The organism is Priestia megaterium (assembly GCF_041941685.1).
Classification (GTDB): Bacteria; Bacillota; Bacilli; order Bacillales; family Bacillaceae_H; genus Priestia; species Priestia megaterium_C.
The window spans coordinates 2,170,121-2,190,118 of record NZ_CP130958.1 but is presented as its reverse complement, the minus strand read 5'-3'; the positions used below and the strand labels follow the sequence as shown (position 1 = coordinate 2,190,118).

Below are 19,998 nucleotides of genomic sequence, written 5' to 3'. Positions count from 1 at the left end.
TGGTACTAATTTATTGTTAGATAAAAAGCGCAAAGGCATACCCTTTACGCTTTTTATTAAATAGAATAATCTTCTGGAATAAATACTTTTAGCTGCTTAGGCTTTACATACACCTGCTCTCCCACTTGAAGGCTGAGGACTTTATAGTGCTCTTTGCTCAATTCAGCTTCTAAAAATTCTTCTGCATCTTCTCTTTTTAATTCAATTTGCACGATAGGCCCTATCACATGAATATGGCTAACGGTTCCAGAAACGGCATCTGCGCTTGTTTTCACCTTTTCAAGGTGAATATCATGAGGTCGTACATATCCAACAGCTGCTTCTTCATTTCTTCCGCTAAATTCTGGAACATCCATTTCAAAGCTTCCTTGTTTTAGTCTGCCTTTATGAATGCGGCCCTTGAATAAATTGACGTTCCCTAAAAAATCGTACACAAATGGACTATTAGGATGATCATATACTTCCTCAGGACTTCCAATCTGCTCAATTTTCCCGTTGTTCATCACAACAATACGATCGGCCACATCTAAAGCTTCTTCTTGATCATGCGTAACGAAAATACTCGTAATATGAAAATCATTATGCAATTTACGCAGCCTTCTGCGCAAATCCTTGCGAACTTTTGCATCCAGAGCGCCGAAAGGTTCATCTAGTAGCAGTACTTTCGGTTCTACTGCTAAAGCTCGAGCAAGCGCTACTCGCTGGCGCTGTCCGCCCGATAATTGAGAGGGATAGCGATTTGCAAGCGGCTCTAGTTTAACAAGCTGCAGCAGCTCGGTTACTTTCTTGGTAATGTCTGTTTTAGAAGGCCTTGTTTTTTTAGGTCGTACTTTTAAACCATACGCAATGTTATCAAACACAGTCATATGCCTGAACAAAGCATAGTGTTGAAAAACAAACCCTACATTCCGCTCTTTTGGATTTACGTGCGTAGTTTCCTTTCCATCAAATAAAATAGCTCCTTGATCAAGATGTTCAAGACCGGCAATGATACGAAGCAAAGATGTTTTTCCAGAACCGGACGGACCGAGTAAAGCTACTAATTCACCCGTTTGAATATCAATGTTAATAGAATCCAGCGCTTTAAAATCACCAAAGTTCTTTGATACGTGCTTAATATGGATACTCATCTCATAAGCTCCTTCCTATTTAAATATGTTTGGCTTTCCACTCAATAATATTTTTTACAATTAATGTAAAAATAGCTAAAACTGACATTAAAGATGCTACCGCAAACGCTGCTGCAAATTGATATTCATTGTAGAGAATTTCAATATGAAGAGGCATCGTATTTGTCATTCCTCGAATGTGCCCAGACACAACGGAAACAGCTCCAAACTCCCCAATCGCCCGCGCATTACATAAAATAATGCCATATAATAAGCCCCATTTAATATTAGGTAACGTCACTAGAAAAAAAGTTTTGAAACCGCTGGCTCCTAACGTTAACGACGCTTCTTCTTCAGCTGACCCTTGAGCTTGCATGAGTGGAATCAATTCTCTGGCAACAAACGGAAGCGTTACAAAAAGAGTAGCTAATATAATACCGGGAATAGCAAAGACAATTTTAATATCTTGATTAAACAACCATTCTCCGAATAACCCTTGTGCACCAAATAATAAAATAAAAACCAATCCAGCAATAACAGGCGAAACAGCAAACGGCAAATCAATAAGCGTAATTAAAATATTTTTTCCTTTAAAATCAAACTTTGTAATTAACCATGCAGCTACCACGCCGAAAACGGTATTTAAAGGAACAGTAATAAGCACCACAATTAGCGTTAGTTTAATAGCAGCCAAAGCATCCGGATTCGTAATCGCAGCGAGATACGTTTCCAACCCTTTTTGAAAAGCTGTCATAAAAATGGTGATGAGCGGGAGCACTAAGAATAGAGCTAAAAAAGCCAGTGCAATAAATGTAAGCAGCCACTGGACGACTTTGGGCTCTTTTAAACTAGAATGATTAAGTTTAACAGTCGTTTTTGCATGCTGCATTGGAACATGTCCTGCCAATGTCATCCCTCCTTAACTATGTACAAATTTACGATTTGTCCACCATTGAATAATATTAATAAGTAATAACAGAAAAAATGATACAACGAGCATGACTGATGCAATAGCAGTAGCGCTCGCATAATCGTACTGCTCGAGTTTTGTCATAATAATAAGCGGCGTAATTTCAGTTTTCATCGGCATATTTCCGGCAATAAAAACAACTGACCCGTATTCTCCAAGCGCTCTTGCGAATGAAAGAGAAAAGCCTGTTAGAATAGCAGGCACCAGCTCTGGAAAAATAACTTTTCTGAACGTTTGCATTCGGCTGGCTCCTAAACTAGCAGATGCTTCTTCGATCTCTGCATTGAAGTTTTGCAATACTGGCTGCACCATTCGGACAACAAACGGCAGACCAATAAACGTCAGAGCGATAATAATTCCGATAGGCGTAAATGCGATTTTAAACGTAAATATTTGACCAATCCATCCTTTCGGGACGTAAAGAGTGGTTAAGGCAATGCCGGCAACAGCCGTTGGTAAAGCAAACGGCAAATCTACAAGTCCATCAATAAACCTCTTTCCAGGAAAATGATATCTCACTAATACCCATGCAATAATGGTTCCAAAAATAACATTAATAATCCCTGCTGCAAATGCTGCTCCAAAACTTAATTTATACGATGCTACTACTCTAGAGTCTGTAACAGTTTTAATAAACTCGCTCCATCCCATAGATGCCGTATTTAAAAAAATCATAGCTAACGGAAAAAGCACAAGGATACTTGCATAAAACATCGTAAAACCTAAAGAAAGCCCAAATCCAGGTAAGATGCTTTTCTTTTTCTTCTGTCGTTGTAACACACTCACGTCTTACACCTCTCTCTGCTTTCAAGATACATGTACACAGAAGATACGAATTACCATTCGTATCTTCCTCATTTACTTTTTTTAATGCATCATATTACTTTGGCTGATAAATCTGATCGAATGTTCCTCCATCGTTAAAATGAGTTTCTTGAGCTTTTTTCCAGCCGCCAAAATCTTTAATGGTGACTAGGTTAAGAGACGGAAATTGATCTTTGTGTTTCTCTAATACTTTTTCATTTCGAGGACGATAGTAGTTTTCCGCTGCGATTTCCTGACCTTTTTCTGTATATAGATATTTCAAGTATGCTTTTGCTACCTTTGTTGTGCCTTTCTTTTCAGCTACTTTATCTACTACAGCAACAGGCGGTTCTGCTAAAATACTTAATGACGGTGTTACAATTTCAAATTTATCTTTTCCTAGCTCATTTAACGATAAGTAAGCTTCATTTTCCCATGCAATTAACACGTCTCCAATACCCCGTTCTACAAACGTAGTTGTCGCTCCGCGTGCGCCTGAGTCTAACACTTCGACATTTCCATAAAATTTACTCATGAAGTCTTCAATCTTTTTGTTATCTCCGTTATATTTATTCTTCGCGTATGCCCAAGCCGCTAAATAATTCCAGCGTGCGCCTCCAGACGTTTTTGGATTTGGTGTAATAACGGATGTACCTTTTTTCGTTAAATCATCCCAATCTTTAATTCCCTTTGGATTTCCTTTACGAACTAAAAAAACAATTGTTGATGTGTATGGTGTAGAATTATGAGCCAATTCTTTTTCCCAGTCTTTGTTTAATAATTGGCGAGTTTGAGCGATTTCATCAATATCGTAAGCAAGCGCCAGCGTTACTACATCCGCTTCCAAACCGTCAATAACTGCCCGGCCTTGCTTACCAGATCCACCGTGTGATTGCTGAATGGTAACGTCTTGCCCTGTTTTATCTTTCCAATAAGATGCAAAGCTCTTATTGAACTCCTGATAAAGCTCGCGTGTAGGATCATATGAAACGTTTAAAAGCTCTACTGGTTTTTTTGAATCGTTTTTACTCGCAGAACTATCTTTCCCTGCTGTTTCAGTAGATTTCCCATTGCCGCAACCTGCTAGCACGACGAGCAGTGCTGTTAGCACCATTAAAAACTGAACTGCTTTTTTCTTCATGTTTTACTCCCCTTTTTATAAAAAAATACAAAAAGGCCGCTATCTCTTTGAAAAGAGAAGCAGCCTTCAGTTAGTCTGATCAGCGTATATGCTCTTAAATTATTCTTATTAAATTTATTCTTAAGAATAAAAAGAAGATACTTTCTGAAAAGACAATTTATTCTTGTTTTTATAATAAACACACTTTACCTATTAGTCAACTAGGTTTTTAATCTTTTTTACACTTATTTTAGTTCTTTTTACGTGTTTTCCTTACTTACTGCGTGCCTGATACTCTTTTTCTAAGTCAGAAAGTGTGAGTTCAAAAAGATGATGGTTTTCTTTTTTGTAAATCCCTTTTTTCAATAACTCTTCAATGAGGTATTGTTTTCTTTGCCGCACCGCTGCTCGTAATAAATTTTCCATCTTCTCTCCTCCTATTATATTGATTTAAGAATACAAAAAAGACTCCTAACACAGGTCAGAAGCCTTCGGTAATCCGATCAGCACAGGGATGAAATTGCCAGATCTTTATAATTTTAAAAAGTATAAAGCTGCTTCTTTAGCAGCTTTACGTTTCTCATCGTCATACTCATACAACCTATAACTTAATTTTAATTCGAAAAATTCTAACTTTTTTACCGGAAAGAAAGTCAATTTTTTTCGAATACGTACGTTTTCTATATTTAGTACAGTACTTGCTTGCCCCGCCGTCAAGCATTCGCTAGCTAGGCTGGCCCTTCAGTTTCTCTAAATACGTATTTAAATAGGCTTATTTGTGGCTTGCTACTTTGCTTTTAGCTAAAAAGCGGTTTTTTTCCGTGCTGTCAACTTGAGTAATTTGTCCGTCGTGAAGAGTAATTAGTACAGATCCATAGTTGATTTCAGTTAGTAATTTAACAATATAATCTAATTTTTCTTGTGTAATTGAAGCCATTTTATCATTCTCCTATTCATAGATAAATTTATATTTTAGTTGCAGTTGAATAAACAAAGCGAACAACATCTATAAGTACTTGTATAATGTGCAGAAGATAAATACATGGTAATCCTCCCCATATGTTCAATTGAAGATTGAGATTTTAATGACCACAACCAATGTACAGAAAAGGCCCACACTAGTAGCGAACAAGTATGAGCCTTCGGTTGACCGATCAGCTTCTTTAGCATCCCAATTTTTTCAAAAGATTTATAATATCTATATTATTTACACTTTACCTATATGTCAAGTAGGGATTAAAAAAATAAATAGATATTATTAATTTTTTTTATATCTTTGACCTAATAAAAAAGACTCATCTGCATGAACTTACACAGACGAGTCTTTTTTAGCCCTATTTTTTTGGATAGGCAGAGTTACCGTAAAAATGCTTCCTTGTTCTTTTTTGCTTTCAACACGTATTGCGCCCTCATGCAGCCGAACAATTTTTTTTGTAATGGCTAGACCGAGGCCGCTTCCTTTTAACGTTCTCGATTTATCTACTTTATAAAAGCTTTCAAAAATATATTTTTGATCTTCTTCGGCAATACCAATTCCATTATCCTTTATTTTCACGTCTATTTCTTCGTTTTTTAGAGAAATGGATATTTTCACAAATCCATTTTCAGGCGTATATTTAATAGCATTTGTTACTAAATTCAGCCAAACTTGCTCTAACAAATCTTTATCTGCTTCTATTTGAACATTGGATAAATCAAGGTCAATTTCTATGTTCTTTTTTGTCCACTGAGGTTCTAAAGCCATCACCACATGCCTGATTTGTTCATCTAACCGGTATTGCTGCAGCATTAGCGTTTGATGTTCAGAGTCTAGAGAAGCAAGCTTTAGCAAATTGGAACTAAGCTGAGAAAGTCTTGTACTTTCTTTTTCAATAATCGTTAAATATTGTATCTTTTTATCTTCACTGACGATATCATCTTTAAGTGCCGCTGAAAAACCGCGAATAGAGGTCAGCGGTGATTGAATCTCATGCGAAACGCTAGCAATGAACTCTTGCCTCATCGTTTCTATTTTGTTTAATTCTTTAGTCATTTGATTAAAATTTTTAGTTAACAGACCGATTTCATCATTCGCTGCGTGCTCGACTTGCACATTGTATTCGCCTTGTCCGACAACTTTCATCGCTGTACTGAGACGCTTAATCGGTTTAATAATAATCGTTGAAACATATGCAAATAATACAATACCTACTAATAAAATTGTAATAAGCTGGATATTTTGAACATCTTGAATAACTGAAAATTGCCGCTGTGGATGTGACTGAATAAATAGAGCATACGACCGTCCATTTTCTTTAAAAGGAAGACCCACTACGTTTGGCTGTGGACGATCACCTTTTTCCTCGTTTAAATTAGAATAACGCTTCCCGTCTAATACTTGATCTACTTCTTGCGGTGTAATTGGAATAGGCGGTCCTGGCTGTCCTAATACTTTTTCTTCATGCTGATCATCAATAATAATAAACGAAAAATGAATGAATGATGAATTAGATAAAAACCTTGCAGCTTTGTCGGAGTCTTCTGCTCCGTACAAATCGATAAAATCTTCTCCCATCTTCACCATATCCTGACCTAATCGCATTTCGAGCTTCTGCTTGCTAAGAAATGTCGTGACGACAACGGTAATCACAACGCTCAATAAAATTGTAATGATGAACGACAGAACCAGCTTTACATAAATTGATTTCACGTTAACACCCTTCTGCTCTATAGCCTAGTCCGCGAATTGTTTTAATTTCCATACCGACGTTTTTCATATGATTAAGCCTCTCTCGCAGACGTTTTATGTGAACGTCTACCGTGCGCTCATCGCCTTCATAATCATATCCCCAAATTAATTGAATAAGCTGATCACGAGTAAAAATCTTTCCTGGAGAACTAACTAACGTAAACAGTAATTCAAACTCTTTTAACGGCAGCTGTTCGCTTGTTTCTCCTGCACTCATCTCTAATTTGGTACGGTCTAGTTTTATATTCCCCATATAGATTACATTGTTAGCTTCTACTCGGTACCTGCGTAAAAGAGCCTTTACACGAGCAACCATTTCCTGAGGATCAAAAGGTTTCACGACATAGTCGTCTGTTCCAATATCAAATCCTTTTAGCTTATCATGCGATTCGCCTCTAGCTGTTACCATTAAAACCGGTATATCAAAATACTCCTTAATTTCCTTTGTTAGTTCCCATCCGTCTTTAAATGGCATCATGATATCAACGACCGCTAGATCAATTCGAAACTCTTCCATTTTCGCCCACGCTTCTTCACCATCTGCTGCTTTTATAATTTTAAATCCTTGATTTTCTAAATATAATGATATCAGCTCTCGAATATGTTGATCATCATCTGCAACTAATATTTGAATCATACATGTCTCTCCCTATTCCTAAGTTTGTCCAGCTTTTACGCACAGTAAGCTCTCTGTTTATAGTAAACAGAGAGCCACATAAGATCATACAATGATTTTATACTTCAAATATGAACTGAATATGAACAAACTGATTAACTCTTATTAGCTGAAGTTGTTTGCTCGTTCTTTTTCTACAATTCCTTCCAAATACGATAAAAATGTTTGACGTAAATCTTTACGCTTTATCGCCACTTCTACCATTGCTTTCATATAGCCTATCTTATCTCCAATGTCAAAGCGCTGTCCTTCCAGTTCAAAAGCAAACAGCCGCTCTTTTTCACATACTACACGCAGTGCATCTGTTAATTGTAATTCATTTCCTACCCCTCTTTCAATCGTTTTCAGATAAGAAAAAATAGAAGGGTTTAAAATGTAGCGGCCCATAACGGCAATAGTTGACGGAGCTTGTTCTATTGATGGTTTTTCGATCAAGTCACTCACTTCATGAAGGCTACCGGATTTATTTTTTGGCTGAATGATTCCGTATTTCGATACCTCTTCAACATCCACTTTTTGAACTCCGATAACTGATTGATTAGTCGTTTCATACGCTTGGATCATCTGTTTGAGCGCAGGTTCTTCAGAAGTCATAATATCGTCTCCAAGAAGAACGGCAAACGGCTCATCTCCAATAAACTGTTCGGCACAAAGAATAGCATGACCGAGTCCTAACGGCTCTTTTTGACGAATATAGTGAATGCTGGCCATTGATGAGATCGTTTGTACTTCTTTTAGCATTTGGAACTTGTGTTTTTCTTCAAGCATTTGCTCTAACTCAATTGATTTATCAAAATGGTCTTCAATTGATTTTTTGTTTCGTCCTGTAATAAAAATAATACTTTCAATGCCTGATTTCACAGCTTCTTCTACAATATATTGTACAGCAGGCTTATCGACAATTGGCAGCATTTCTTTGGGCTGCGCTTTTGTCGCTGGCAAAAATCGAGTTCCTAAACCGCCTACTGGAATAACTGCTTTTTTTATCGTCATATATGAATCCCTCTTTCTTTTTTAGTAGTAAATACAAATAATTTAGTACCAATAAAGTTGATACCGACACTTGCGATTGTAATTAAAAGTTTACTGATTAGCAGCGGTATACCCCATTTATTATATAGAACAGTTAATAGAAATGATGTTAGGGATAAAGTGATCAAATTTACGATCACGAATAAAATCACTTCACGCTTACTGCTTTTTTCTTTTCTCTCAAACGTCCATTTGCGATTCATGACATAACTGTTTAAAATGCCCGCACTGTATGAAATCCACTGCGCTAGTATGTAGTTAACACCGATTGTTGTTAAAAGTGCGTATACTACAAAATCAATCAGTGTATTTACAACTCCTACTAACGCAAATTTAATAAAAGATATCCATTTGTTAGTCACGAAGTGATACTTCCCTGCGTGTTTCAAGCTGATACTTTTCACGGACAATATAGAGTGGACGATTTTTTGTTTCATCGTAGATGCGGCCAATATATTCTCCAATCATCCCAAGAATAATTAAAATGATGCCGCTAAAGAATAGCTGAATGACAATTAATGACGACCACCCGGTGATGGTGCTGTCTGTAAATAACTTCAAATACAGCACCACTAAAAGATAAATAAAACCGATACCAGATAGAGTTACACCAGCATAGCTAGCTAGCTTTAATGGTTTATATGAAAAAGATGTAATGCCATCCATTGAAAGCTTCAGCATCTTTTTCAAAGGGTATTTCGACTCCCCGGCCAAACGCTCGTCTCGCTCATATTCTACTGCTATTTGCTTAAAGCCAACCCAGCTTACTAATCCGCGAACAAAGCGATTTTTTTCTTGAATGCTATTCATTTGATTGCACACTTTGCGATCTAGCAAACGGAAATCCCCTGTATCAAGCGGAATATCAATATCGGTCATCGCACGTAAGAAGCGATAAAACATAGCAGCCGTTTGTTTTTTAAAGTATGTTTCTCCTTTTCGCTTTGTACGCTTAGCGTATACAACGTCAAACCCTTGCTTCCATTTTTCAATCATCTCTAAAATCAATTCGGGCGGATCTTGCAAATCAGCATCAATCACAACGACCGCCTCTCCTCTTGCATAATCCATACCAGCTGTAATAGCAATTTGATGACCAAAGTTACGGGCAAAATCTAATAAAACAACCGCTGGGTCTTGCTCACTGTACTCTTTAATGATTTCTGCTGTTCGATCTCTACTGCCGTCGTTCACGAAAAGAAGCTCGTAAGCTTCTTTCGTTGAACGCATCACTTCTGTGAGACGGCGGTAGGTTTCATGAATCACTTCTTCTTCGTTGTAGACAGGAACAACAATAGAATATTTAACAATTGAACTCATGCTCATGCCCTCCTTATTTAAGCGTTATTTCGTATAGTGTTCCGTTTCCAGATGGCCCTTGCTGAGCACTTGATGAAGTAGACTGCCATTTGGAAGAAGGAATCTCCTTACTATTTTCTTTAATCCACGTGATAACGTCAGATTGACCTCCCTTGCCCATTCCAGACAAGTAGAAATATTTCACTTCACCTTTTTTAATCATGGCTTTTAATTTACTTACCGTTAAAATTGGATCTGAACCGCTAAATCCACCCATTGCCATTACTGGCTTGCCCGTTTTGATAATGTAAGGCGCAGCTGAAGTTGAATCCGTTGTGGCAAATAAATATTTTTCACCTGTATTATTTTTTGTTAAATAGTTTAGTAGCTTTTGGTTTACTTCTGCGTTCATCCCTCCACTTTTTCGTTTTAAAGATGATGATTTGCTTGAAGAGCTATTTGGCATTTGACTATTATTGGATAAACCGCCTGGCATTTGCATTTGACCACTGTTTGAAGAACCGCTTGGCGGCTGCATTTGACCATTATTGGACGAACCGCCCGGCATTTGCATTTGACCGCCGTTCGATGAACCGCTTGGCGGCTGCATTTGATTGTTCGATGATGAATTGCCGCTAGAGCTTCCTGGAGGCTGCATGCCGTTAAAGCCAGACTGTTTGCTATTTGTAGCTGTGCTTGGAGGTCCTCCCATACCGCTTGAAGAATCAGGACCTGCTGCTGGAAGCATGCTATTTCCACCATAAATAATTGGTGTCATCGCCCAGTACGCCGGCATTGCAAGTAAGACAACCATCGCTGCGGCTCCTAGGTAATTCGTCAACAAATTTTTACGCTGTTTACGAACAGCTAAAACAAGAGCTAAAATGACGCCCAGTGCTCCTACCCCTGCAATTGGCGCTACGCCGATTGAGCTGACATAAGGAGACATAATATATACTTGAAGTGCTGCTGTTGTTAAAATACCACCTGGCAGCAGCCATGATTTCCAGCCATTACGCTGTTTGTACATGCTCCATAAAGCTACTGCTCCCGCTCCGGCAAATGCAGCGATTGGAGGTGCCAGCATAATTAAATAATACTGATGGAAAAATCCTGCGATACTAAAAAAGACAGCTACTGGTAGCAGCCACGCTAACCAAAATAAACTTTCTTTTTGTTTTGTCGTGTAAGACCCTTTAAATTTTACTCCAGCAAATAGACCCACGATTGAAAAGATTACAAATGGTAATAACCAGCTGATTTGATCTGATAACCCTTTTTGGAATAGTCGGAATGGACCAGGATTCCCCGTGTTGAACATTCCGTTTTGATTCCCTCCGCCTGAAGCCTGCATCTTTTGAGAAGAGCTGCTCTTTCTTTGATTTGAGCTTTGTGAAGAATCAGCACTTGAATTACTATTTTGTTTTGTTTCACTGCTTGCTGTTTGCTGCTGAGTTTGAGCAGGCTGTTTATGACTGCTTCCCGTCACGCTTGTATTTCCAGTTAAACGATTAATACCGTTATATCCGAAAGCAAGCTCTAGAACTGAATTTGTTTGACTGCTTCCCATATAAGGTCGCTTATCAGCAGAAGTAGAATCTACCACAACTGCCCATGAGACAGAAACGGCGAGCATTAGTGCAGTCGCTGTTGTTAAAAAAGCAATTTTCTTTTTCCAAGTGATTTTGGTTGCCACTACATAGAAAACATAAAATGCTGGTAAAACCATGTATGCTTGAAGCATTTTCATATTAAATGCAACACCAATCATCGCAAAAGCTGCTAACACCCAGCCAAATTTAGCCGTACGCACAGCACGAAATAACATCCATGTTGCTACTAGTAATGTAAATACAAGCATACTATCGATATTATTTGTTCGGCTTACCGCCGGTACAATGGGCGTTAGAGCCATGGCAAGAGCAGCAAATCTCCCAGCCCATACGCCAAACGTACGTTTTACGAGTACGTATAGTAAAAGGACTGAACCGATGCCAGCTAATGCTTGCGGTAGAATGACGCTCCATCCGTGAAACCCAAATATTTTGGCGCTAATTGTCTGAATCCAAAACACAAGCGGCGGCTTATCAATCGTTACATAGCCTCCTGGATCAAAAGATGCGTAAAAGAAATTATGAAAACTTTGAAGCATACTTTTGACAGCTGCCGTGTAATAAGCGTTGGCGTATTCATCTGTCCAAATTTTAAATAAGTTCAAAAATGCTGCAATTAAAACAATGGGAACTAAAAATAAGTCTATTCTTTTTTTATTTGAAGTTCGTTCTTCTTTCACTTCACTGTTCATGTGTTTCATTTCACTCCTTCGTAATTTCTGACTTTAGTCTAACAAGCATATGTGAACTGATTATGAACAGTGAAAATAATTTTTTATTTTTTAAAAACCCATTTGACCTCTTACGCTCATCAATGAAATATTTTACAATTAAAGAATCAAGCACATGAAATAGAAAGCATATTCTTGGAATGCTGCAGCTTCTATGAAACATTATTATTAACACTTCATCCACTTCTTGCTGAGAAAGGAGACAACTTTATGATTCAAGTAAAAGATATATACGGAAATTTACCCACACTAGAAACGGAAAGACTCCGCTTGCGGAAAGTTACTAAAAAAGATGTGCGTGACATGTTTGAATATGCCTCAAATGAAAAGGTAAGCAGATATGTAAATTGGGAAAAGCACCGAAAGCTTCAAGATACAAAAGAGTTTGTTTCCTTCGTTTTAAAGCAGTACAGCAACCAAACCATTTCTCCTTGGGCTATAGAAATCAAAGCCTTGAAAAAATGTATTGGCACCATTGACTTTGTCACTTGGAACCCTACTCATCGTATTGCGGAAATTGGCTATGCGATTTCTGAAACTTATTGGAATAAGGGATTTGTTACGGAAGCAGCTGAAAAAGTAATTGCGTTTGGATTTGAAGAAATGGATTTAGTCCGCGTTCAGGCGAGGTGCTTTGTTGAAAATGCTGCATCTGAGAAAGTAATGAAAAAAATCGGTATGTCTTATGAAGGAACGATTCGAAAAGCCATGTTTATTAAAGGAGCTCATCAAGACTTAAAGTTATATTCAATCTTGCGAGAAGAATATACACGCAACGCGTAGAAAATGTATAAAATACTTTCCATAACATAGGCTAACTTCAACACTAACTCTTCCTTTTGAGGTGAACAATGGTGGAGCAAGCAATTCAGCATTTAGACTTATCTGCACATGGTTTGTGGTTTCCGATTACCGTTAGTTTATGTTTATTTATTCTTGCCCTTGTTTTATTTAAACGACAGCTAACTTGGCGAGATTTTTATATCACGTTTTGCGTAGTTGGATTTGTCGGATGGCTTTGTGATGTTATCATTACGCGTGTTTTTAACATGATTGATTTGGGAGATCCAAAAGTTACAGGACTTGGTGATATTCTAAGCTATACATTTATTCCACCTTCTCTTTCTGTTTTATTTTTGACTTACTTAACAGCTAAAAATAAATGGGTTTTATCACTTCTCTTTTGCGCTGGTTCACTACTCATAGAATACGGAATGATTAAAAGTGGCTATATGCATTTAAACGGCTGGTTTTTTATCTATTCAATAGTGGTATACTTCCTCGTTTATGCTTTTGTGCTACCATGGCATATGGCATTTATTAAGTAAAAAAGCGGATGTTGATTAACATCCGCTTTTTTACTATGCGCTTACTTTCTATCTGCTGAAATTCATATTTCATACCGACGTTTAGAAGAATGAATATCTCCATTGCATGTTCATAGCCGGTCATTTTATGCGCCGTGATGACACATGCGCGCGGCTATGTTCTTCAGGACGTCTAAACCCAATTTTTAAAAGCGCTGCTTCTAAATTTGCTTCTGTTTTAATTTGATTAAAATTAATTCCCAGTTTCACTACCGTTTGGGCAATTTCCGGTCGTATCCCTGTTATAATAGCTTCCACTCCTACTAATTTGAGAGATCGATGAATTTTGAAAAGATTATCTGCTACCATTGTATCAATAATCACGACACCTGAAATATCCAAAATAAGATAGGATAATTGAAGGCTTGTTCCTTTTTTCAAGCAAGTTTCCATAATAACTTGCGAGCGATGAGTATCAATTTCTCCAATAATCGGCATAATAGCGATACCTTTTGTGACAGGTACGAGCGGAACTGACAGTTCTTCTAGTGACGTGTAAGCTAAATTCATCATATATCGATTATGCTCATCATAAATTTGACCAAAAATACATGTTACCGTATCTAAAAGCGGATCAATTCGCTCACTGACATGCAGCATGGTAATTGCAGCAAACTGATGCTCCTCTAGTTCTCTTGTAAATACATCCCAAATAACGCTGCGATAGATTGGGAGGATACCGAGTGCTTTTTCTAAAGGAATATTTTTTTCTACTGCATACTTTCCCGTGTCAAGTGCCCATTCTTTAACAAGTTTAAGTATAGCCTCTTGTTCTTCAAATAGCGCTCTTCCAAAGTACTCCATAATTGACACTCGCCATTTCAAAATTTTCTTTTCTTTTAATTCCTCTATACTTAGCGTATGTGTAGAATCTAAACGTTCGGCTAATTTTTCTGACAAGCTATATTTATGTTCAAGAATCTTTTTTCCTATATACACGAGCTCCTCTTTCATAAAATATGTTCAGCTCCTCTTTTCTGCTATTTTTACTGCGTATATAACCTTGACTAAGCCTACTTACCCATCCGACAATTGACTAGCCTTCCTAAAAATAACAAAAAAGCGGTTATTTTATGAATTTTCTTTCTTTTCATTATAGTACCAGAGTAAGAGCCGCACAACTGAAAGTTTGCTGCGAATAAAATTCGTAATTTGACATAGAAAACAATCCTGTTTGAACTCAAACAGGATTGTTTTCTATATTTACTTATCTCACTTTACACTTGGAATAGCCAGACAACAATCGGCCCAAAAACCGAGCCCAGTACAGCGCTTAACGTCATTGATACTGAGCTCATCGATACCGTTAGTTCACCGTATTCAAATGCTTTAGAAGTTCCTAGCGCATGAGAAGCGCTGCCTAGTGCAATTCCTTTTCCTAAAGAACTTTTAATACGAATCCACTTTAAAAGTAAAGGTCCAAGAATTACTCCCGAAAAGCCTGCAATCATAACAAATACCACAGTCATCGATGGAACCCCTCCTAGTCCCGTGGCAATTTGAATTGCAACGGGAGTGGTAATAGACTTAGGAACAATAGATAAAATCAGGCTTCGGTCAATGCCGAATACTTCAGCGAACACAAGTCCGCTAATCATGCCTGCAAATAATCCTACAAACACTCCTCCAATAATAGGAATGCTGTATTTCACTAGCATCTCACGCTGTTTATACAGTGGATACGCTAATGCAACAACCGCTGGCCCCAGAAGTGAATTAATCCACTTGCCTCCAATCATATACTCGTCATAGGAAATATGAAAAGCAAGCAAAAGAAGAATAACAAATACGGTTGTAGTTAAAACTGGAATAAGAATTGGGTAGGAGAACCGTACGTATACTTTCGCCATGACTAGATACAGAGCAACTGTAGCTATGATTATAAAGAGCGCGATAAAGAATTCTTGCACTGTTGTTTCTCCTTTCGTTTGTTCGCTTTCTTTTCTAAAAGTTGGCTAGCAGCCCCCGCGGCAGCCATCGTAATGATTGTACTAAGCACAATAATTACAAACAAAATCGCTCCGCTGCTTGAAAGAAGCGAAGGATAATTCATCACTCCTGCCATAGCTGGTATGAATAATAAAGGTAAAAAAGATAACAAGAAGCTTGCTCCGTCTTCAATCACTTTGATGGGAACAATTTTGCACGTTAAGCAAATGAGCATTAAAATTAAGCCTATAATACTGCCTGGAATAGGCAGGTGAAGTATGTGGTGAACAGCTTCACCAATCATAGAAAAAGCATAAAGAATCGCGATTTGTAAAATGATTCGTATCACTTTCATTATAGGTCACTGTCCTATAGATAAAGAACAGCTGTCCTCCTCTCTTTATTTTGTCATGTTGTCTAACATTTAACTATATAAACACCCTTTACTTTACCTACTTTTACTTGTACTATACAACTATATATACATTTGTATTATACAAGTATATATTTCTTTGTCAATGAATGATTTTGTAAGGAGAGATTATAATGCAAGAAAAAAATTCAATTGAATTGATTGAATATGAACTTACTACCTTTATTAGACGAGCCCTCTATCTTGATAATTCTGAAAATAAAATAGGAAATCTAGAAAGATCAGCTTATTTATTATTGCGGCAATTAGATGAATTTGGACCAGCTCGTGTAAAAGAGCTAGCAGAAGCATTTAAACTCGACATTTCAACTCTGTCTAGACAAGCTGCTGCTTTAGAAAACAAAAAGCTTATTTCCCGCTCTTCTGATCCTTCGGATGGACGCGTCAGCCTATTTGACATCACACCACGTGGAAAACGCATGCTGCAAACTGATAAACAAATGCGCCTTGAACGCTATCATAGTATGTTAAAAAAATGGTCAAGTGAAGAAAAGGAGCTGTTTGGCAAACTACTAATGCAGATGAATGACGCATTTATCGATTAAATAGAAATTCATAAAAATTAGGCTGCTGCTGCAAGGTGTTTGTCCCTGTCTATTTTCTCTTTTTTGCATTTAATGTAAAGAGACTATTGAAAAGGATGTATGATTATGTCTGTTCCGAACAAACGGAAAGCCACGCCCTGCCTCTTTCCCGGCTATAAATGGTGTGGTCCCGGATGCAGTGGTCCTGGATGTCCTGTAAATGATGTAGACTGCTGCTGTAAATACCATGATTTATGCTATGAAGATTATGGATCATGCCGCTCATGTGATGAGCAATTTCTTGACTGTCTTTGCTCCAAAGCAAATCCGTACAGTTTAAAAGGAAGACAGGCATACGCCATGTATACCTATATGCGGCTGAAGTTAGCTTTAAAACAATATGACTAAGCATAAAAGAGGAGAATTGAAAAATTCACCTCTTTCTTATGCCATTTTATCTGTATGAATCCAAAAACGTTGAACAACAGCTCCGTCCTCTTCTATATAATCCTCGTCTTGTATACCACCGTTTGCCAGAATAGTTCGACGAGAAGCGGTGTTCCAATCATCACACACAACTAATGCCCGTTGAACTCCCAGCTTTTTAATTTCTTGAAGAGATAACTTCAGTAGCAGCTTCGCATATCCTTTTTGTCTTTCGCTTGGCCGAATACCATAACCTATATGTCCTCCGCTGTTTCGAAGTATTTCACTTAGCTCATGGCGGATATTAACTACGCCTATTACTTTTTCGTGATGCATTAGCCAGTAGGTGGAATCGGGTACATATCCTTTTTTTAATCCGATCCCTTTTTCTGCATCTAACAACTCTTGAACCATTTTTTCAAAGTAAGCAGGATCTTTAGCAATTACCCACGGAATCATTTTTTCTCCGCTTGCTTTCCATTCATTATAAAAGCTCATATAAGCCTTTTTATAAGCTGCATCTGGTTTCATTAAAACGGCAGTTTCCACGTACCTTCCTCCTTTTTGTTTATTATGTTTATACTACCAATTTTAACCAGTAAATAAAAGGGGATAATTTACATCATGTGACAAATGTGTTTATTCACTTATTTATAAGATATGTAACAAAAAAGCACTCAATGGTATATCCATTGAGTGCTTTTTGTTCTACTGCCGGTTGTTTAAATAAATTCCTTAAAAAACCTCGTCACTTTTGCAAGGGCGTATAGGAAGGTTCGCTTCATAACAGGTTCTTCTTTCTTTTGGGTGTCAGGAGATTTAATCCATCGCTTATGGTTGGCAATAAGGATACTTTTATCCATTTTGTTTTCCATCGCCATCGTCAACTTTTTTGCAAATTCTTGACTATCGATAATGACCATTGATTCATTATTCAAAAATGTAGAACGAGAATCTAAATTAAAAGAGCCTACGGCGCTGAGTCTTTGATCATAAATCACAGACTTTGCATGGATCGAATAAGGTCCTTGGTATTCGTAAAGCTTTACACCTGTCTTCATAATCGTATCACGCATACTTATATACCCGGAAAAAGCCAACACATTGGGCGTAGATGTAACTGAATTTGTGAGTAGCGTCCATTGAACAGCTGGATTCTTTTTCATTGCTATATACTTTCTCATCGCATTGGTTGGCACCACATAAGGACTTTGAATAAGAACAGAGCGGTTAGCTCCTTCTGCCAAGTTAATAAACGTTTTCCACATAAAAGGTCTTTTATTAAAGCGTTCAATTGGATTATGAATAAAAGAAACACGGTTTGTAGGAACAGTGGAAGCATTCCAATTAATCTTAGGCGTCGCAAACGTTTCTCCTACTTGCTTAGCTTTATCATATTGCTGCAGCAGCAAAGCTTTCATCCTCTTTCCCTGATCGACCTGGTACTGTGTGAGATGATAAAAGGCTTTTTTAGTGTAAGGATGAGCCCATAATTCATTTATATAATTTTGCATTTGAGTGATGACGCTATCTTGTTTATGTTTGCTGTTTGTAATGAAGACATCACGATCATAGACGAAGTCTGGAGGAGGCTTTTTAGCCAAATACTTGTCCCCTATATTCCGTCCCCCTATTATGCCTAGCTGTCCGTCTACAATCATTATTTTGTCATGCATACGATTTTGCCACGCCCAAGGTTTGAACAATTGAAACGGTTCATAATACTTCACTTCAATATTAGGATGTGATGCTAATGCGTAGAGCACGCCTCTTCGGTTTCCCCGCAAGCCGTTAGCTATCCCGTCTAAAAGAACGCGAGTATGGACGCCTCGATCAGCTGCTTTAAAAAGAGCGGCCATAATTAAATCAGTTGACTCTCCTTTTCCTATTGAGTAATATGCAATATCAATCGATTTCTCAGCTTCTTGAATCATTTGAATACGAACTCTTCCTGCCTGGTAACCATCTTCAAGAAGTCTCACTCGGTCCGGAGACTCACTGTGACCAAAAAAGCTAGCCGGTTTAATTGAGGTCGTTTCCTCTCCAGTTTTTAAAGGTACATAAAAGAGAACCACCGCGGTTATAACCACGTACAGAATATATAAAGATAAAATAATAAGTAATCCTTTGAATGCTATTTTTATCATCGCAACTCCAGCTTTTTGTCTTTTTCTGTTATCGTTCACAAATAAGGATCATTACATGCAAGAAACTGCTTCTTTGATTGCTTTGCGCTTTGTCTTTTTGACACATTTATTTTTTCTGATTCACTATTTGTATAGTATGCTAGTACATATCATAGAAAAAAGGATGATGGTGATGGAGGAATATTCTTTTCGTTTTCATATTACAGATTCTTACCCTTTGCAAAATGAAAACGATAAAATAGAAGCTGTTGTACGCACCAAAATCAAACATGCGGAGCGAGGATGCTTGTATGAGGGTTATCTTCGTGTTCATATAACTAATATAGGGGTATTTCCTGTAGCAAAAGATATTGCTGAAGCAATTAGCGTTCGTTCGCTTCGTCAGCAGTTAGCGGCCGAATTAAAAAGATACGTACGGCCGCACCGCAATTTTTTATAACTTTATCCAAACATTTGGCCAAGTGGACTTTCATCTACAATAATATCTTGAATAGCATAGATAGAAATGGGAAAGTAAGGAATTCCGTATACGTAAGGAGCCAGGTCATACAGCTGATAGAATAGCACAAGCGATTTATCAGCGATATAAAAATCTTGATCTGGTTTAATGCCTTTATATTCTCCAAGAACCATAATATCGCGCTCTTTTATTTGCTCTCCTACTATCTTAGACAAAACACTCACGTAATCACTTTCTTTTTTAAATAAATCTTTTAGTTGATACGTTTGTCCAGTCAGCATATTAAAGGTTAACGGAACTACTACGGTCAGCCCGTGCGCTCCACCAGAATAAGCAAAATTGACAAGCGTTAAGCTGAGCACATTTCGCTCGTTTGTTTTTAACTCATAATAACCCGTTTCTTCTGTATTCGGATTTTCTCCATATCCCTGCTTACGAATTAATTCATTCGTGCGCTGCAAAATTTTACTGTTCACGCTGTGCTGAACAGCTTGATTAGTCAAATGTACAACTGGATAATAAACGTTTAACTTTTTCTTCACCATTTGTTGAGAATATACCGTTGCAGGTAACGTAACCATCGCTTCCTCCTCTTTCTATACAGGTTGTTACATTCTATTCTTGTAGCGT

At 37.6% G+C, this 19,998-nt stretch carries 23 protein-coding genes; 5 read left to right on the top strand and 18 right to left on the bottom strand.

What is annotated here, in order from left to right; translation table 11 throughout:
* Nucleotides 1–56: 56 nt before the first annotated feature.
* The 12 genes from Q5794_RS11255 to Q5794_RS11200 form a co-directional block, all read right to left on the bottom strand.
* Complete coding sequence (locus Q5794_RS11255; RefSeq protein WP_374989102.1) at nucleotides 57–1,130, bottom strand: sulfate/molybdate ABC transporter ATP-binding protein; 1,074 nt, start codon at nucleotides 1,128–1,130, stop codon at nucleotides 57–59.
* A gap of 19 nt (nucleotides 1,131–1,149) precedes the next feature.
* The gene (gene cysW, locus Q5794_RS11250; RefSeq protein WP_214987116.1) at nucleotides 1,150–2,016 is read right to left on the bottom strand and encodes a sulfate ABC transporter permease subunit CysW; all 867 of its coding nucleotides are present in this window, start codon (nucleotides 2,014–2,016) and stop codon (nucleotides 1,150–1,152) included.
* Nucleotides 2,017–2,028: 12 nt separating this feature from the next.
* Nucleotides 2,029–2,865, bottom strand: coding sequence for a sulfate ABC transporter permease subunit CysT (gene cysT / locus Q5794_RS11245; protein WP_214987117.1), 837 nt, complete (start codon nucleotides 2,863–2,865; stop codon nucleotides 2,029–2,031).
* 94 nt (nucleotides 2,866–2,959) lie between these two features.
* Nucleotides 2,960–4,024, bottom strand: coding sequence for a sulfate ABC transporter substrate-binding protein (locus tag Q5794_RS11240; protein WP_374989101.1), 1,065 nt, complete (start codon nucleotides 4,022–4,024; stop codon nucleotides 2,960–2,962).
* 252 nt (nucleotides 4,025–4,276) lie between these two features.
* Entirely contained in the window at nucleotides 4,277–4,429 is a 153-nt protein-coding gene (locus Q5794_RS11235; RefSeq protein WP_013056825.1) for a Fur-regulated basic protein FbpA, read from the bottom strand.
* Between the two features lie 346 nt (nucleotides 4,430–4,775).
* Nucleotides 4,776–4,940: a YezD family protein gene (locus tag Q5794_RS11230; RefSeq protein ID WP_013056824.1), complete on the bottom strand. Its 165-nt coding sequence runs from the start codon at nucleotides 4,938–4,940 to the stop codon at nucleotides 4,776–4,778.
* 372 nt (nucleotides 4,941–5,312) lie between these two features.
* Nucleotides 5,313–6,692 carry a HAMP domain-containing sensor histidine kinase gene (locus tag Q5794_RS11225; RefSeq protein ID WP_214987119.1) on the bottom strand — a complete coding sequence of 460 codons (1,380 nt, stop codon included), beginning with the start codon at nucleotides 6,690–6,692 and terminating at the stop codon, nucleotides 5,313–5,315.
* 1 nt (nucleotide 6,693) lies between these two features.
* Nucleotides 6,694–7,368 carry a response regulator transcription factor gene (locus tag Q5794_RS11220; RefSeq protein WP_013056822.1) on the bottom strand — a complete coding sequence of 225 codons (675 nt, stop codon included), beginning with the start codon at nucleotides 7,366–7,368 and terminating at the stop codon, nucleotides 6,694–6,696.
* A 144-nt stretch (nucleotides 7,369–7,512) separates the two neighbouring features.
* Nucleotides 7,513–8,400, bottom strand: coding sequence for a UTP--glucose-1-phosphate uridylyltransferase GalU (galU, locus tag Q5794_RS11215; protein WP_374989100.1), 888 nt, complete (start codon nucleotides 8,398–8,400; stop codon nucleotides 7,513–7,515).
* Nucleotides 8,397–8,801, bottom strand: coding sequence for a GtrA family protein (locus tag Q5794_RS11210; protein ID WP_214987121.1), 405 nt, complete (start codon nucleotides 8,799–8,801; stop codon nucleotides 8,397–8,399). Before Q5794_RS11210 ends, galU begins: the two co-directional genes overlap by 4 nt.
* Complete coding sequence (locus Q5794_RS11205) at nucleotides 8,794–9,759, bottom strand: glycosyltransferase family 2 protein (protein ID WP_374989099.1); 966 nt, start codon at nucleotides 9,757–9,759, stop codon at nucleotides 8,794–8,796. Before Q5794_RS11205 ends, Q5794_RS11210 begins: the two co-directional genes overlap by 8 nt.
* A gap of 13 nt (nucleotides 9,760–9,772) precedes the next feature.
* Nucleotides 9,773–12,052 (bottom strand): glycosyltransferase family 39 protein, encoded by a 2,280-nt coding sequence (locus tag Q5794_RS11200; protein ID WP_374989098.1) that lies wholly within the window; start codon nucleotides 12,050–12,052, stop codon nucleotides 9,773–9,775.
* A gap of 240 nt (nucleotides 12,053–12,292) precedes the next feature.
* On the opposite strand from Q5794_RS11200, the gene Q5794_RS11195 reads away from it, so the two are divergent.
* Complete coding sequence (locus Q5794_RS11195) at nucleotides 12,293–12,865, top strand: GNAT family N-acetyltransferase (protein ID WP_192997288.1); 573 nt, start codon at nucleotides 12,293–12,295, stop codon at nucleotides 12,863–12,865.
* A 68-nt stretch (nucleotides 12,866–12,933) separates the two neighbouring features.
* The gene (locus Q5794_RS11190) at nucleotides 12,934–13,410 is read left to right on the top strand and encodes a hypothetical protein (protein ID WP_374989097.1); all 477 of its coding nucleotides are present in this window, start codon (nucleotides 12,934–12,936) and stop codon (nucleotides 13,408–13,410) included.
* Between the two features lie 120 nt (nucleotides 13,411–13,530).
* On the opposite strand, the gene Q5794_RS11185 is transcribed toward Q5794_RS11190, so the two are convergent.
* From Q5794_RS11185 to Q5794_RS11175, 3 genes are all read right to left on the bottom strand, one after another.
* Complete coding sequence (locus tag Q5794_RS11185; protein ID WP_374989096.1) at nucleotides 13,531–14,403, bottom strand: STAS domain-containing protein; 873 nt, start codon at nucleotides 14,401–14,403, stop codon at nucleotides 13,531–13,533.
* A gap of 263 nt (nucleotides 14,404–14,666) precedes the next feature.
* Nucleotides 14,667–15,359 (bottom strand): LrgB family protein, encoded by a 693-nt coding sequence (locus tag Q5794_RS11180; RefSeq protein WP_013082941.1) that lies wholly within the window; start codon nucleotides 15,357–15,359, stop codon nucleotides 14,667–14,669.
* On the bottom strand, nucleotides 15,329–15,733 hold the full coding sequence (locus Q5794_RS11175; RefSeq protein WP_214987125.1) for a CidA/LrgA family protein: 405 nt from the start codon (nucleotides 15,731–15,733) through the stop codon (nucleotides 15,329–15,331). The genes Q5794_RS11180 and Q5794_RS11175 overlap by 31 nt, the downstream gene beginning before the upstream one ends.
* A 191-nt stretch (nucleotides 15,734–15,924) precedes the next feature.
* Here Q5794_RS11175 and Q5794_RS11170 point away from each other — a divergent pair, with 191 nt between their 5' ends.
* Nucleotides 15,925–16,356 (top strand): MarR family winged helix-turn-helix transcriptional regulator, encoded by a 432-nt coding sequence (locus tag Q5794_RS11170; protein ID WP_374989095.1) that lies wholly within the window; start codon nucleotides 15,925–15,927, stop codon nucleotides 16,354–16,356.
* 99 nt (nucleotides 16,357–16,455) lie between these two features.
* Entirely contained in the window at nucleotides 16,456–16,743 is a 288-nt protein-coding gene (locus Q5794_RS11165; protein ID WP_306385328.1) for a phospholipase, read from the top strand.
* Between the two features lie 36 nt (nucleotides 16,744–16,779).
* Here the strand turns inward: Q5794_RS11165 and Q5794_RS11160 are convergent, their stop codons facing one another.
* Both Q5794_RS11160 and Q5794_RS11155 read right to left on the bottom strand, forming a co-directional pair.
* Nucleotides 16,780–17,292 (bottom strand): GNAT family N-acetyltransferase, encoded by a 513-nt coding sequence (locus Q5794_RS11160; protein ID WP_214987211.1) that lies wholly within the window; start codon nucleotides 17,290–17,292, stop codon nucleotides 16,780–16,782.
* Between the two features lie 191 nt (nucleotides 17,293–17,483).
* The gene (locus tag Q5794_RS11155; RefSeq protein WP_192997411.1) at nucleotides 17,484–18,908 is read right to left on the bottom strand and encodes a phosphatidylserine/phosphatidylglycerophosphate/cardiolipin synthase family protein; all 1,425 of its coding nucleotides are present in this window, start codon (nucleotides 18,906–18,908) and stop codon (nucleotides 17,484–17,486) included.
* A gap of 172 nt (nucleotides 18,909–19,080) precedes the next feature.
* On the opposite strand from Q5794_RS11155, the gene Q5794_RS11150 reads away from it, so the two are divergent.
* The gene (locus Q5794_RS11150) at nucleotides 19,081–19,347 is read left to right on the top strand and encodes a diaminopimelate epimerase (RefSeq protein ID WP_192997286.1); all 267 of its coding nucleotides are present in this window, start codon (nucleotides 19,081–19,083) and stop codon (nucleotides 19,345–19,347) included.
* A 2-nt stretch (nucleotides 19,348–19,349) separates the two neighbouring features.
* Here Q5794_RS11150 and Q5794_RS11145 read toward each other — a convergent pair whose 3' ends face one another.
* Entirely contained in the window at nucleotides 19,350–19,949 is a 600-nt protein-coding gene (locus Q5794_RS11145; RefSeq protein WP_214987127.1) for a DUF3298 and DUF4163 domain-containing protein, read from the bottom strand.
* Between the last annotated feature and the right edge of the window lie 49 nt (nucleotides 19,950–19,998).

Coding starts and splice junctions, on each gene's coding strand:
- Q5794_RS11255 (WP_374989102.1), bottom strand. CDS start 1,130: ATGAGTATCCATATTAAGCACGTATCAAAGAACTTTGGTGATTTTAAA.
- Q5794_RS11240 (WP_374989101.1), bottom strand. CDS start 4,024: ATGAAGAAAAAAGCAGTTCAGTTTTTAATGGTGCTAACAGCACTGCTC.
- Q5794_RS11235 (WP_013056825.1), bottom strand. CDS start 4,429: ATGGAAAATTTATTACGAGCAGCGGTGCGGCAAAGAAAACAATACCTC.
- Q5794_RS11230 (WP_013056824.1), bottom strand. CDS start 4,940: ATGGCTTCAATTACACAAGAAAAATTAGATTATATTGTTAAATTACTA.
- Q5794_RS11220 (WP_013056822.1), bottom strand. CDS start 7,368: ATGATTCAAATATTAGTTGCAGATGATGATCAACATATTCGAGAGCTG.
- galU (WP_374989100.1), bottom strand. CDS start 8,400: ATGACGATAAAAAAAGCAGTTATTCCAGTAGGCGGTTTAGGAACTCGA.
- Q5794_RS11205 (WP_374989099.1), bottom strand. CDS start 9,759: ATGAGTTCAATTGTTAAATATTCTATTGTTGTTCCTGTCTACAACGAA.
- Q5794_RS11200 (WP_374989098.1), bottom strand. CDS start 12,052: ATGAAACACATGAACAGTGAAGTGAAAGAAGAACGAACTTCAAATAAA.
- Q5794_RS11195 (WP_192997288.1), top strand. CDS start 12,293: ATGATTCAAGTAAAAGATATATACGGAAATTTACCCACACTAGAAACG.
- Q5794_RS11190 (WP_374989097.1), top strand. CDS start 12,934: ATGGTGGAGCAAGCAATTCAGCATTTAGACTTATCTGCACATGGTTTG.
- Q5794_RS11185 (WP_374989096.1), bottom strand. CDS start 14,403: ATGAAAGAGGAGCTCGTGTATATAGGAAAAAAGATTCTTGAACATAAA.
- Q5794_RS11175 (WP_214987125.1), bottom strand. CDS start 15,733: ATGAAAGTGATACGAATCATTTTACAAATCGCGATTCTTTATGCTTTT.
- Q5794_RS11170 (WP_374989095.1), top strand. CDS start 15,925: ATGCAAGAAAAAAATTCAATTGAATTGATTGAATATGAACTTACTACC.
- Q5794_RS11165 (WP_306385328.1), top strand. CDS start 16,456: ATGATTATGTCTGTTCCGAACAAACGGAAAGCCACGCCCTGCCTCTTT.
- Q5794_RS11160 (WP_214987211.1), bottom strand. CDS start 17,292: ATGAAACCAGATGCAGCTTATAAAAAGGCTTATATGAGCTTTTATAAT.
- Q5794_RS11155 (WP_192997411.1), bottom strand. CDS start 18,908: ATGATAAAAATAGCATTCAAAGGATTACTTATTATTTTATCTTTATAT.
- Q5794_RS11150 (WP_192997286.1), top strand. CDS start 19,081: ATGGAGGAATATTCTTTTCGTTTTCATATTACAGATTCTTACCCTTTG.
- Q5794_RS11145 (WP_214987127.1), bottom strand. CDS start 19,949: ATGGTTACGTTACCTGCAACGGTATATTCTCAACAAATGGTGAAGAAA.